General features: G+C 46.6%; 10 protein-coding genes. All 10 read right to left on the bottom strand.

Annotated features, from left to right (window positions below; genetic code table 11):
- Positions 1 to 51: 51 nt before the first annotated feature.
- Positions 52 to 1,731, bottom strand: a complete 1,680-nt coding sequence (locus F3J22_RS27740; RefSeq protein WP_167021234.1) for a sodium/sugar symporter — start codon at positions 1,729 to 1,731, stop codon at positions 52 to 54.
- A 200-nt stretch (positions 1,732 to 1,931) separates the two neighbouring features.
- On the bottom strand, positions 1,932 to 4,310 hold the full coding sequence (locus tag F3J22_RS27735) for a glycoside hydrolase N-terminal domain-containing protein (protein ID WP_167021233.1): 2,379 nt from the start codon (positions 4,308 to 4,310) through the stop codon (positions 1,932 to 1,934).
- Between the two features lie 226 nt (positions 4,311 to 4,536).
- Positions 4,537 to 5,670, bottom strand: coding sequence for an FAD-binding oxidoreductase (locus F3J22_RS27730; protein ID WP_167021232.1), 1,134 nt, complete (start codon positions 5,668 to 5,670; stop codon positions 4,537 to 4,539).
- A gap of 21 nt (positions 5,671 to 5,691) precedes the next feature.
- Positions 5,692 to 6,492 carry an SDR family NAD(P)-dependent oxidoreductase gene (locus tag F3J22_RS27725; RefSeq protein ID WP_167021231.1) on the bottom strand — a complete coding sequence of 267 codons (801 nt, stop codon included), beginning with the start codon at positions 6,490 to 6,492 and terminating at the stop codon, positions 5,692 to 5,694.
- Positions 6,493 to 6,554: 62 nt separating this feature from the next.
- Positions 6,555 to 7,433, bottom strand: coding sequence for a hypothetical protein (locus tag F3J22_RS27720; RefSeq protein ID WP_167021230.1), 879 nt, complete (start codon positions 7,431 to 7,433; stop codon positions 6,555 to 6,557).
- A gap of 139 nt (positions 7,434 to 7,572) precedes the next feature.
- Positions 7,573 to 8,832, bottom strand: a complete 1,260-nt coding sequence (gene ilvA, locus F3J22_RS27715) for a threonine ammonia-lyase IlvA (protein ID WP_167021229.1) — start codon at positions 8,830 to 8,832, stop codon at positions 7,573 to 7,575.
- Positions 8,833 to 8,889: 57 nt separating this feature from the next.
- On the bottom strand, positions 8,890 to 9,936 hold the full coding sequence (gene ilvC / locus F3J22_RS27710) for a ketol-acid reductoisomerase (RefSeq protein WP_167021228.1): 1,047 nt from the start codon (positions 9,934 to 9,936) through the stop codon (positions 8,890 to 8,892).
- 82 nt (positions 9,937 to 10,018) lie between these two features.
- Complete coding sequence (gene ilvN / locus F3J22_RS27705) at positions 10,019 to 10,555, bottom strand: acetolactate synthase small subunit (protein WP_167021227.1); 537 nt, start codon at positions 10,553 to 10,555, stop codon at positions 10,019 to 10,021.
- 48 nt (positions 10,556 to 10,603) lie between these two features.
- Complete coding sequence (gene ilvB, locus F3J22_RS27700; RefSeq protein WP_167021226.1) at positions 10,604 to 12,355, bottom strand: biosynthetic-type acetolactate synthase large subunit; 1,752 nt, start codon at positions 12,353 to 12,355, stop codon at positions 10,604 to 10,606.
- A complete protein-coding gene (gene ilvD / locus F3J22_RS27695) occupies positions 12,321 to 14,000 on the bottom strand; it encodes a dihydroxy-acid dehydratase (protein WP_167021225.1) in 1,680 nt (559 codons plus the stop codon). Before ilvD ends, ilvB begins: the two co-directional genes overlap by 35 nt.
- Positions 14,001 to 14,202 lie beyond the last annotated feature (202 nt).

Raw genomic sequence — 14,202 nt, 5'->3', positions numbered from 1 at the left:
TCGCACCGAAGTGCGACCTGTATGGATGATAAAATATACTCAGTTATACTACTACCAGAAAATTGTGTAGAGCGCCATCAGGATACCCAAAATCAGGATAGCACCGACAGTGAAGCCCATTGATGGTTTAAACATACCGGCATCGATAGCGAGGCCTTTAGGGTTGTTTGCACTTTTAGGATTAGCCAGGGTGATAATCACCATACCAATCACGCAAATTACAAACACGATACCCATACGATCCATAAATGGAATCTCGTAAACGCCTGAATCCGGGTTTAATACTGAATAGCCTATTGAGTGCAGGCATTCCAGGTTGGCGAATCCAGGTAAGAATTTGAAGAAGAAAGATAACAATAAACCACCAATCATCGCAAATAATGCTGCGCTGGAAGTGGTACGTTTCCAGAAAAATCCAAGTGCGAACATCGCAAATACACCAGGAGAAACGAAACCGGTGTATTCCTGAATGAACTGGAAGCCGCCTTTTTTGTCGATACCGAGGAAGTTAGAGATAACAATCGCGATAATCATGGTAATGATTACAGCGGTACGACCTATACTAACGATTTTCTTCTCATCTGCTTCTTTATTATAGATCTTCTTATAAATATCTAAAGTAAAGATGGTAGAAATACTGTTGGCTTTACCTGCCAGAGACGCTACCACAGCTGCGGTCAACGCTGCAAACGACAATCCTTTCAGACCTACCGGAAGCAGGTTTAACAGTACAGGATAAGCGTTATCAGGGTTCAGGGAACCATCTTTCATCATTTCTGTCTGGAACAGGCCTTCTTTGTAGAGTACAAAAGCAGCAATACCAGGCAGTACCACGATGATAGGCATCAGGAGTTTCAGGAAACCGGCGAACAGCAGACCGTTGCGCGCAGTTTTCAGATCAGCACCCAGTGCACGCTGTGTGATATACTGGTTACAACCCCAATAGTTCAGGTTTACGATCCACATACCGCCGATTAATACGCTCAGACCTGGCAGGTCGAGGTATTTCTTAGGATCATCTTTGGAGATAATCATATGGAAGTGGTCGCTGGCGTGTTCTGTCATCAGTTTGAAACCGTTCAGTACACCAGTAGTACCAAATTGGTTAGAAACCAGCTGTAAAGCCAGGTAGGTAGTAGCCAGACCTCCCAGGATCAGGAAGAATACCTGGATAACGTCCGTATAACCGATCACCTTCATACCTCCCAGCGTGATGATGATGGCAAAGATGGCCAGGAACACCATACATACGTAGAAGTTAATACCAGAGATAGTAGTGATAGCCAACGCACCCAGATAGAGGATTGAAGTCAGGTTTACGACTACATACAAGAGCAGCCAGAATACCGCCATGATGGTGGCTACTTTCTGGTTATACCTGCGTTCCAGGAACTGGGGCATGGTATAAATCTTGTTTTTCAGGTAGATGGGCAGGAAGAAAATAGCTACGACCAGCAGCGTTGCAGCAGCCATCCACTCGTAGGTAGAGATTGCCAACCCGATGTTGAAGCCATTACCGGACATACCAATAAACTGTTCCGCAGAGATGTTGGAAGCGATCAGTGAAGCACCAATGGCCCACCAGGTGAGGGAACCTTCAGCAAGGAAAAAGTCTTTCGAATCGGTTGTCGCCTTCTTTTTCTTTTTGTAGATGTAGTACCCGTATCCGGCCACAATAATGAAATAGACCAGGAATACCAGGTAGTCAAATAGGTGAAGTGAATGATGCATAGCGTTCAAACGTGGTTGTTAATAAAAATAGCGGAACAATTTAGCGAAAATAAAGCGTAATAATGACGCTTACGACGAACTAAAACTAAAAACCGCAGTCTTTCACTGCGGTTTTTTTTAAGAACGGGATCAAAACTATAAATTTTGACCAGATATCAAAATGGTTTAACAAAAAATGCAACATTTGATACCCATATCGTTTACTGAATGATACCTTTCAGTGCAACTGTCTGTCCTTTCGCGGGTTGCAGCGTAATAGATTTACCATTATACGTTACCGTTACCGGCTCTCCGGTGGCAGAAGTAAGCGTGGCACTGGTCAGTTTATGCCCTTTCCAGCTCATATCCAGGTGGAAGCCGCCGCGGGTTTTTATCCCGGACAAACGACCTTCTGACCATGCCGCAGGCAATGCCGGCAGCAGCTCAATATGACCGTCGCGGGTGCTTTGCACCAGTGCTTCGGTTATACCGGCCGCACTTCCGAAGTTACCATCGATCTGGAAGGGCGGATGATCATCGAACAGGTTAGTATAGATAGATTTCTTAAACAGTGCCTGTACGTTTTCATAAACCTTCTCTCCATCTTTCAGGCGAGCATAAAAATTGATGATCCAGGCGCGTGACCAGCCGGTATGTCCGCCGCCGTGTGCCAGGCGGTACTCCAGGGTTTTACGGGCACCTTCCAGCAATGCCGGGGTGCTATCGTTGATCTGGCTACCCGGATAGAGCGCAAACAGGTGAGAGACGTGTCTGTGTCCGGGTTCTGTTTCTTCATACTCTTTTACCCATTCCAGGATACGGCCATCTTTGCCGAGGCGGGTGGGTGGCAGCTGTGCCATCACCTGCCGGAGGCTGTCTGCAAAGGCAGCGTCTTTGTGCAGGATACCTGCAGCCGCGATATAACGGGTCAGGAACTCGCGGATGATCTGGTTATCCATGGTAGGGCCATATGTCAGCGATTCCGGCTTTCCTGTCACCGGGTCCTTATAGGAATTCTCCGGAGAATAGGCGGGAGCGGTGACAAGGTAACCTTCCGGACTACGTACCAGGAAGTCTTTGATAAAGAGTGCATGTTCATACATAGCCGGGTAAGCTGTATCTGCCAGGAATTTAATGTTACGGTTGTAGTCATAGTGGTCCCAGAAATGTAGCAGCATCCAGGTGGTACCCATCGGGAAGGTGCCGTAGAACATTTCATTCTGGAGGCCGGTTTTCCCGAAGGCATCCGTTGCGTGGTGCATTACCCAACCGCGTGCGCCGTACATTTTTTTAGCGGTGATGCGGCCCTGTTCGCGGATATGATCGATGAAGCTGATCATCGGCAGCACCGTTTCCGGGAGGTCGCCGGTTTCAGCCTGCCAGTAGTTCATCTGGAGGTTGATGTTGGTATGAAAATCGGCCTGCCATGGTGCGTTGATATGATCGTTCCAGATGCCCTGCAGATTGGCAGGTAATACGCCAGGTGCGCGGGAGCTGCCTATCAGCAGGTAGCGGCTATACTGAAATAAGAGTGTGGTCAGGTGCGGATCGTAGGCGCCTGCCTTGACTTTTTCCAGTCTTTCATCTGTTGGAATATCAGCTGATTTATCCGCCAGCTGGAAGTTCACTCTGTTCATGAGCGTGGAGTGATCTTTTATTTCGGCGGCTTTCAGTTGTCCGAAGCTGTTTTTATTGTATTTGCCGATGGCGGTGCTGAGATTTTTTACCGGATCAACAGCGTCGTTGATGGAGAGGTTGGCGAAATCGTAGTTGGTAGCACCATCTATATAAAAGGTGATGGAGCTGGCTTTGCTCACGATAAGGCTATCCGCGGAGGATTTCAGCTGGCCGCCGTCATTGAATACTGAAATGGCACCGGCGAACTTCATATGTTTTCCTTCCGGGCCAAGATTCGGATTTTTATCGTCTATCTGTCCGGAGAGTAATAATTTGTTTTGTTGCCAGATACTCACGGAGCAGTCTTTACAGCCGTTATTTTTTCTATCATCGGGTCTGTCGAGATAGAAAGTGGCGTTGAGTGCTGCCGGTTTGCTGGCGGTGATTTTCACTGCGATGGTATTGCCGGGAGCGGAGGAAAACACTTCCTGTCTGAAAGTAACACCATCTATGGTAGTGGTGCTGGATACGACACCAGTGGTGAGATCCAGTTCGCGGCGGTAATTGGTGAAGGGTTTATTTCCCAGCAGGATATGAACGTTCATCAAAGTCTGATAGGAACGGAAAGCCTGTAGCAGCTGGGAAGAATTTTCGGCATTTACCGCGATCATGTTAGGCCTGGCGAGTGCGGAGGCTTCAGCGCTTTTTCCCTGGAAGAGGAGTTGTCTGACGCTGTCGAGGGTACGAAGACTGTTGGGGTTGGCGTCGTTGTATTTGACACCTGCCCAGAGGCTTTCTTCATTCACCTGGATTATTTCGTGCTGAGGGTCGCTGTAGACCATGGCGCCTAGTCGGCCGTTGCCGACAGGCAGTGCTTCCATCCATTTGGTGGCTGGTTGCCTGTACCAGAGTTTTAATGCTGGTTGCTGGGCATACGTGGAATGTGTTGCCACGAGCAGGGCAACCAATAATATCTTTTTCATTCTGGGCTAAATAAAGGCTTATTGCCAGCCAAAATAGAAAAAAACAGAAGTGATGTCAATGGGAAAGTGAATTGATTACAATAAAGTGATACAATTACGTCATTTTTTGGAAAAAATCTTTATAAAAAGATGATTATCAATATAATAAATTTTGCTAAATCGATATACCAAAATAAGGGTAAAATGTACTGATATTCAGTTAAAATTATCTAGCGGTAAAGACCACCTACCCTTTCACCATATCCGCCAATTGCTCACCTACCTTAGAACCAATAGCCACGCCCATTCCCCCCATTCTTACACCGAGTACAATATTTTCGCTGTAATGCTTGATCACCGGTTGTTTGGTTTTCCCGAAAGCCATGATACCAGTCCAGCGGTCTTCAATAGTGAACGGCTGATCCGGGAGGATAACCGTGCGTAGCAAGGCTTCCAGCTCATGCTGAATGCGGTCGTTATATTCAAATGCAGTGGTCGTTTCGCCTTTAAAGTCCAGCTGACGGCCGCCTCCAAACAGTACACGTCCATCAATCTCTCTGAAATAATAATATCCTTCGTGAAAATGGTAAATTCCCTTGAAGCGCAAACCAGGCACCGGAGCGGTTATCAGCACCTGTCCACGGCCAGGTGTAAGATCATCCATACCCAGCAGCGACTGCGTGAATGCATTGGTACAAATGATCAGCTTTCGTGCTGTAAATACGAGTTCTTCTTTCAGGGTGTGATGCGGCACAATAACGTTGACGCTACTACGAAAATCTTCCACGCGGGAAACAGTGGCTCCTGTTTTTATTTCTACACCCAGCTTCAGCGCGAGGTGAATCAACGCACGCATCATTTTGCCGGTATCCAGTTCTCCTTCGTAGGTATTGCTGACAACGGCTTTCACCGCTGTGCGATTAAACCCGAAATCGGCTAATTTATCAGTAGCAACTGTGAAAGCCTTCTGCGGAAAAAAACTTTCCAGTATGGTATTGACATCCTCCATTTTGTGCAACGCCCATTCTTCGTGGGAGGATATCAGTTCATAGCTGCCGTTTTCGCGGTAGCCAATGGCTGCATCACCGAGGCGCTGCCGCAACAGCTGCAGCCCTTCATAGCGCATCTTCACCAAATCCACCACCGCATTGGTATCCATAGTTTGAAGGTCTGCAAGTATTTCCGTGAGACTGCCAACACAAGCAAACCCGGCATTTTTAGTGCTGGCACCGGTAGGCAGTATTTCTCTTTCCAGTACCAGCACACGGCTGTTTTCCGTCTTCTCTTTCAGTGCAATAGCTGCAGATAAGCCGACGATACCGCTGCCTACTATGATGTAATCATATTGCAATAAACTTTGCTTCTCCCAATAACTTAACATCCTTTCCAGTTTAGCGCTTGATTAAACATTACTTACTGAACCCCCGTCTACCCTGAATACGGCGCCAGTGATAAAAGAAGCCTGTCCGGAGGCCAGAAATGCCACAATTCCGGCGCATTCTTCCATGGTTCCCGGGCGGCCCAGCACCTGGTATGGGCGATTTTCCTTTAAGAAATTACGGGCAGCCTCCTCAACAGAAATATGTTTTTCTGCGGCAATACCTTCCAGCATATTATCCAGCAGTGGTGTGCCAATAAACGCAGGCGATACGGTATTTACCAGGATATTATGCTTACCATAGGCCATGGACAATGTTTTGGAATAATTGTTCAGCGCGGCTTTGGTAGCATTATAGTGCGCCATCATCGGATCAGGCTGTACGGCATTTTCGGAGGAGATATTGATAATACGGCCACTACCCTCTTTCAGCATGGCTGGTATAACCAGGTTGGTCAGGGCAATGACACCAAAAAGGTTCACTTCAAAAATATAGCGCCATTGTCCGAGGGAGATATCAGCCACCGGCGCAAAGGTATCGATGGTACCGGCATTATTGACAAGGATATCGATTCTTCCATAGCGATGCAAGGTGCCACCTACCAGTTGCTCCAGGTGTTCCTGCTTCGTCATGTCCGCTACGATGGCGGTAACATCATAACCACTGAGTCGCATGGTTGCGGCTGCATCTTCAACTTCATCTTCATTGCGTGCCGTGATAATTACTTTCGCACCTTCTTTGGCTAATGCTGCTGCAATGGCGTTGCCTATACCTTTGCTGGCGCCGGTAACGATGGCTACTTTGTCTTTTAACTGGAGGTCCATAAAGTGATGTTTTGAGATGATATCTAAGTTACGGATTTGCCAGCAAAGGTGCAGGATTTCGATTAAGGCGTGTAAACATCAAGATGATGGCTGATTTCCTCATGAAGCGCCGGAAAATCGAATTTCCGGGGAACCTTATTTGAATCAACTATCATTTGCAGATTTTCTTCAATTATCTCTTTATAATACTTATACAACTGGTCTTTATCTAACTTTATAATAACATTATAGTCTACGTTTCTTGTGATGCGAACAGAATGTTTTTTTGCGCTATAGCCCAAGTCCTTGTCTCCATTAAAATAAGAGGTAGCTTCTCCGTCGTATTTAAAGATTCCAAACCAGCAATCAATGTCTCTAAGTCCTGTTCCAAATTGTTTATCTGCGAGTTTATTTGTCAGGTAAGACTGTAGCTGGTGCAGATCAAATTTCAGCTGCTTTCTTTCGGCATGTGGACCAGTGATTGAAATAATGGTAAATCTGGTGTTGGTCGTTGGTTTGAAGAAAAAAGAAGTATCGGAATAATACAGTCCTCTGTCCTGTAAAAACTCTTCTAATTCATGGGCAATACCTGCATAGTCAGTACCACGTTTCGTATAGCCGGGCTCATTAGCCTTCGCTTTAAGCATTAGTTGACACGCAGTCATAACCAGACTTAGTTTTTCAGATGGTTTTGCATTGGCATATACTTCATATTTTACATGGCAATCCAATGTCCAGCCTGAATCTGAGCGGCTATCTGCTTGTTTTGCGTAATCAATAACTGGTTCAATGAATATCCTAAAACCTAGCATTGTTTTTTTCTTGCAGGGGATGTTCCGGAGAAATTCTGCGAATAACGCGGTTGCCTGATCAGCGTATTTTTCATCATGCCGGGACTGCGGAATATTGATCCAGGGCCAAAAGCCTTTATATCCGCGCATATGGTAATAATTGGTTGACATAGGAAAGATAATTTTAATCATCTCAAAGTAACAAACATTCATTGATCCGGCAATTGTATCCTGACATCTCAAAAGCAGAAGAGCCGCCTTGATGGCAGCTCTTCCAATGATCAATTAGCAGTAAATATGTAGCAATTTATCAGACGAGATATCCGAAGAGGTTATCGTCTTTATTAAGTTCTGTGAAGTTGAGATTGTATTTACGGAAGTTGGCGATGAGCAGATCGTAATCTTCCCTGTTACCCAGTTCTATACCGATCAGTGCAGGGCCTGCTTCTTTGTTATGTTTCTGGATATATTCGAAACGGGTGATATCATCGTTAGGTCCGAGGATATGATTGAGGAACTCTTTCAGTGCGCCCGGACGTTGTGCGAAGCGTACAATAAAGTAATGTTTCAATCCTTCGTACAGCAGTGATCTTTCTTTGATTTCCTGCATACGGTCGATATCGTTGTTGCTACCGCTGATCACGCATACTACCTTTTTACCGCGGATTTCATCGGCGAAGTCGTCGAGTGCTGCGATGGATAAGGCTCCTGCGGGTTCTACTACGATAGCATCTTCATTATATAATTTCAGAATGGTGGAACAAACTTTACCTTCATTGACGAGGTGCATTTTTTCCAGTACTTCTTTACAAATTTCATAATTGAGGGTTCCGACACGTTTAACAGCGGCGCCGTCTACGAATCTTTCGATTTCGCCGAGGGTAACGGGGCCACCGTTTTCCATTGCCTGGAGCATGGAAGGAGCGCCTTCAGGTTCCACGCCGATGATGCGTGTTTTAGGGCTGTATGTCTGGAAATAAGTACCTACTCCGGCTGCGAGTCCGCCGCCGCCAACAGGTACAAACAGGAAATCTACGTTGGACTGATCTTCGAGGATTTCTACTGCTACTGTTCCTTGTCCTTCGATAATTTTAGCGTTATCGAACGGAGGGATAAAGGTCATACCCTCTGCTTTGGTATATGCCTGTGCTTCGGCGGAGCAATCGTCGAAGGTATCACCGATGAGGCGTATTTCGATGTTATCGCCACCGAACATACGTACCTGTGTAACTTTTTGTTTTGGAGTGATAATAGGCATGAAAACCACGCCTTTAATATTCATTGCTTTACATGCATAGGCAAAGCCCTGTGCATGGTTACCGGCGCTGGCGCAGGTAACACCTTTTGCCAGTAGTTCGGCAGGAAGGCTGCTAATCAGGTTATATGCCCCACGCAATTTATAGGATCGTACAATTTGCATATCCTCTCTTTTCAGATATACGTCGCAGTTATAACGGCGGGAGAGGGTTGCAGAGTAGGTAAGCGGAGTGCGGTTGACGATAGGTTTGAGCTTCACGGCCGCATCCAGTATATTCAGTGAGCTGACGCCCGTGGATGTATTGGTGGACATAAAAATAGAAAAATTTGAAAACAGGTTGCGGATTACTCCGCAACCTGTTAAAGTATATTACGCATTGTTAGGGCGCAGTTTACGTACTGCTGCACCTGCCTGCCACATTTCGCTTTCGCGGAGTTCTTTCAGTTCTTCGTTCAGTTTCTCGCGGTAATCAGCGGTACTGTTGGAAGCGATAGAGCGGGCAGCTTCTTTACCTGCAGCAACGCTTGCATACAGTTCGTCGAATACTGGCTGGGTAGCATCTTTAAACTTCTTCCACCAGTCGAGCGCACCGCGCTGAGCAGTAGTAGAGCAGTTAGCATACATCCAGTCCATACCGTTTTCTGCTACCAGTGGCATCAGTGACTGTGTCAGCTCTTCAACAGTTTCGTTGAATGCTTCAGAAGGTGAGTGACCGTTTCTGCGGAGTGTTTCGTATTGAGCAGCGAAGATACCCTGGATACAACCCATCAGGGAACCACGTTCGCCGGTGAGGTCAGAGAATACTTCTTTTTTGAAATCTGTTTCGAACAGGTAGCCGGAACCAACACCGATACCCAGTGCAACAACGCGTTCTTTAGCACGGCCGGTTGCATCCTGGAAGATAGCGAAGCTGGAGTTCAGACCCTGACCAGCCAGGAACAGGCGACGCAGAGAAGTACCGGAACCTTTAGGAGCTACCAGGATAACATCTACATCAGCCGGAGGAATGATACCAGTCTGATCTTTATAAGTAATACCGAAACCATGAGAGAAGTACAGCGCTTTACCAGGAGTCAGGTGTTGTTTCAGTGTAGGCCACAGTGAAATCTGACCAGCATCAGACAGGAGGAACTGAATGATAGTACCTTTAGTAGCTGCTTCTTCAATGTCAAACAGTGTTTCACCAGGAACCCAGCCGTCAGCAACAGCTTTATCCCAGGTTGGAGAGTTTTTACGTTGACCAACGATTACGTTAAAGCCGTTATCTTTCAGGTTCAGTGCCTGGCCTGGGCCTTGTACACCGTAACCGATAACTGCAATCACTTCGTTTTTCAGCACTTCCCTAGCTTTTTCCATAGGGAATTCTTCTCTGGTTACTACTTCTTCGAGTACGCCGCCAAAATTGATGGTTGCCATGTTGTGTTTTTTTTAGCATTTTGGCCGTTGACATAGTGTCGGGGCCAGGTGTGAAATTGTGAATGAATAAGTTTAATCTAAATTAGTAGCTGGCTATGCTTTTGTCCAGTTCTTTGAGATGTTCATGGAAACGACGGCTCCACTTGACAATCGCTACGCGCCCGCTCTTTGTATATTCTATCAGACCATATGGTTCCAGCTTCTTGATGAAATCCGTCAATTCCTGCTGGTGACCTGTCTTTTCAATTACAAAGTAGTCTGCGGTAATTGTTAATATACGTGCATTATTTTCTCTGATCAGCTTCTCTACATCACCTGCGGTAGTCAGGTTTTTAGTAGCGATTTTGTACAGTGCCAGTTCCTGGTACACTACTTCATCTTCTTCATGAACAAAGGCACGATGTATTTCTATCAGGCGTTCTATCTGGCCAACTACTTTGTCCAGTTTTTCGCGTGTAGACATTACCGTTATAACGAATTTATACACGCCTGGTATCTCCGTTTCAGCCGTGGTAAGGCTGGTAATGTTGATTCCCCTGCGGGTAAATATGATGGTTATACGGTTCGTGATACCAATACGATCCTCCGTATATACCGTTACTGTATATTCTTTTTGCATATTCCTGTTGTGAATTACCAATAAATAATACGAGTCGCGTTTGTTGTACTACTCGAGGCGAATAGTAGATACAGGAGCACCTGCTGGTACCATAGGGAACACGTTATCCTCTTGTTCCACTACTACTTCCAGTAAATAAGCGCCATCGGTTGCGAGCATTTCATCGATAGCTGCTGCCAGGTCTTCCCTTGCGGTGACTTTCTTTCCAGGGATAAAGAATCCTTTTGCAATCTGGATGAAGTCAGGGTTGACCATTTCTGTAGAGGAATATCTTTTATCAAAAAACAGTTGCTGCCACTGTCTTACCATTCCCAGGAAGTTGTTATTCAGGATCACCATTTTTACACCAATCTGTGATTGATAGATGGTACCTAATTCCTGTAATGTCATCTGGAAACAACCATCGCCTACTACTGCTACTACTGTTTTCTCCGGAGCTCCCATTTTAGCGCCCATGGCGGCTGGAACAGAGAAGCCCATGGTACCCATACCACCGGAGGTGATGTTGGTATTTGGATTTTTAAAGCGATAATAGCGGGATGCGATCATCTGGTGCTGACCTACGTCTGTTACCAGAATGGCTTCGCCATTGGTTTTTTCAGAGATGAGACGTACGGTTTCTGCCATTTTTATCTGGCCTTCTTCCGGATAGAGTTCACGTTTCTGAACTTTATCGTATTCTTTTTCATGACCGAATTTAAATTCTTCCAGCCAGGCATCGTGCCTTGCAGGCATTACCAGCTGTGTCAGTGCTTCCAGTGCAGTTTTAGCATCTGCATGAATAGCTACATCTGCTTTGATGATTTTGTCGATTTCAGCCGCATCTATTTCGATGTGGATTACTTTGGCCTGGCTAACGAATGTACTAACGTCGCCGGTTACACGATCATCGAAGCGCATACCTACAGCGATCACGAGATCACATTCGCAGGTGAGCATATTAGGTGCGTAGTTTCCATGCATTCCTAACAATCCTCCATACAGCGGATGGTCTACAGGAACGGCTGAAAGTCCCAGCAGTGTTGAAGCTACAGGTATCTGTGCTTTTTCTGCCAGCTGAATCAGTTCATTTTCTGCACCGGAGAGCAATACGCCATGTCCGCAGAAGATGTATGGTTTCTTTGCGCTGTTTATCAGTGCAGCAGCTGCTGTTACGGCTTCCGGATTGAGTTCGGGAACCGGTTGGTAGCTACGGATAAATTCGCATTTTTTATATTCAAACTCACAGGTACCTGCCTGTGCATTCTTGGTGATATCCACCAGCACCGGGCCTGGACGGCCGCTACGTGCGATATAGAATGCTTTGGCGATAGCGCCCGGAATATCTTCCTGTCTGGTTACTTGTATATTCCATTTAGTGATAGGCATGGTGATACCGATCACGTCTGTTTCCTGAAAGGCATCAGTACCCAGCAGTGCGGCAGCGACCTGTCCGGTGATGCAGACCATTGGCGTACTATCCATATAGGCATCTGCCAGACCTGTTACCAGGTTGGTGGCTCCCGGGCCGGAGGTAGCGAAAGCTACGCCTACCTTGCCGGAGCTGCGTGCATAACCTTGAGCGGCATGCGTAGCACCCTGCTCATGCCTTACGAGTATATGATGCACCTGATCCTGGAAGTCGTACAGCGCGTCATAAATTGGCATAATAGCACCACCAGGATAACCGAAGATAGTATCTACTCCTTCAGCTATCAGTGAGCGGATAACCGCTTCAGAGCCGGTGATTACAGGTTTAGCGGCTAACCGTTTATCAGCCTCAGTCTCAGGCTTCATCGGTAACACATCCTTCTGTTGCATTTTTTACAAGTTTTGCGTACTTAAATAATATACCGTTGGATGCTTTCAGTGCAGGCTGTACCCACTTTGCACGGCGTGCTGCCAGTTCTTCTTCACTCAGCGCTACATTGATGGAGTTGTTCACTGCATCTATTTCAATGATATCGTTGTCTTCAACAAGGGCGATTGTTCCACCTTCAAAGGCTTCCGGTGTGATATGACCTACTACGAAGCCATGGGTACCACCAGAAAAGCGGCCGTCGGTGATGAGTGCCACGCTTTTACCTAGTCCAACACCCATGATGGCGGAAGTAGGTTTCAGCATTTCAGGCATACCAGGCGCCCCTTTAGGACCTACCTGGCGGATCACTACCACATCACCTGATTTTACACGACCAGAGGTAATACCTGCAATCAGTTCAAATTCACCATCAAATACACGTGCAGGGCCTTTGAATGTTTCACCTTCCTTACCGGTAATCTTAGCTACGGAACCTTTTTCAGCGAGGTTTCCGTACAGTATCTGGATATGACCGGATGCTTTCAGTGGCTGTTCCAGCGGAACGATGATATCCTGTGCACCGAAGTCGATATCAGCTACAGCCTCCAGGTTTTCTGCGATGGTTTTGCCGGTAACGGTAAGGCAGTTGCCATGCAGGCGGCCTTGTTTCAGTAAGTATTTCATTACCAATGGCACACCACCGATATTATGAAGATCTTCCATGAGGTATTTACCACTTGGTTTCAGGTCTCCGATCAGTGGAGTAGCGTCGCTGAGGCGTTGGAAATCTTCGAGGGTAACGCTTACGCCTACTGATTTAGCCACAGCGATGAGGTGGATAACTGCGTTGGTACTTCCACCCAGTGCGATAACTACCGTGATAGCATTTTCGAATGCTTCTTTGGTCATGATATCGCGTGGTTTAATATCTTTTTCGAGGAGCAGGCGGATGTATTGGCCGGCATCTTCACATTCTTTTCTTTTTGCAGCGCTCAACGCAGGATTGGATGAGCTGTAAGGCAGGCTCATACCGAGTGCTTCCGCAGCGGAAGACATGGTATTAGCGGTGTACATACCACCACAGGCGCCAGCGCCAGGACAGGCATTATGTACGATGCCTTTAAAATCTTCCTCAGCGATGGTTCCTGCCATTTTCTGGCCCAGCGCTTCGAAAGCGGAAATGATGTTGAGGTCCTGGCCTTTCCATTTACCAGGAGCGGTGGTACCACCATAAACCATGATACCCGGGCGGTTGAGGCGACCCATGGCCATGAGGGAACCAGGCATGTTCTTATCACAGCCCGGAACGGTGATGACAGCATCATAATATTGAGCACCAACAACAGTTTCAATGGAATCTGCAATCAGATCGCGGCTGACGAGGGAATAGCGCATACCAGGGGTACCGTTGCTAATACCGTCACTGACACCGATAGTAGAGAAGTTGAGACCGACGAGGCCATTAGCCCAGACGGCACTTTTCACCACTTTAGCGAGGTCATTCAGGTGCATATTGCAGGGATTGCCATCATAGCCCATGCTTACCACGCCTACCTGAGCTTTTTTCAGATCTTCGTCTGTCAGTCCGATCGCATGCAACTGTGCCTGTGCGGCTGGTTGCGTAGGATCCTGGGTGATCGTTTTGCTGTACTTGTTCAATTCCATTGCTGTGTTTTGTTAGTGTTGATTACCCTGAGAGGATAGTAATCCTATTTTAAAAGTTGGTTTAAAATTAGACGGTATGCGTTGTAAATTCAAACTAAGAATTTGTGGATTACCGGTCTTCAAATTTGGCCTTCTTGCCTTGAAACGCCCTATGGTAAGGGGATTTTACTTTTCCGTTTTACGGTATTCAAAAGAAACAGAA

It is taken from the genome of Chitinophaga sp. Cy-1792, assembly GCF_011752935.1.
Lineage (GTDB): Bacteria > Bacteroidota > Bacteroidia > Chitinophagales > Chitinophagaceae > Chitinophaga.
This window is presented reverse-complemented; position numbering and strand designations above follow the sequence as displayed.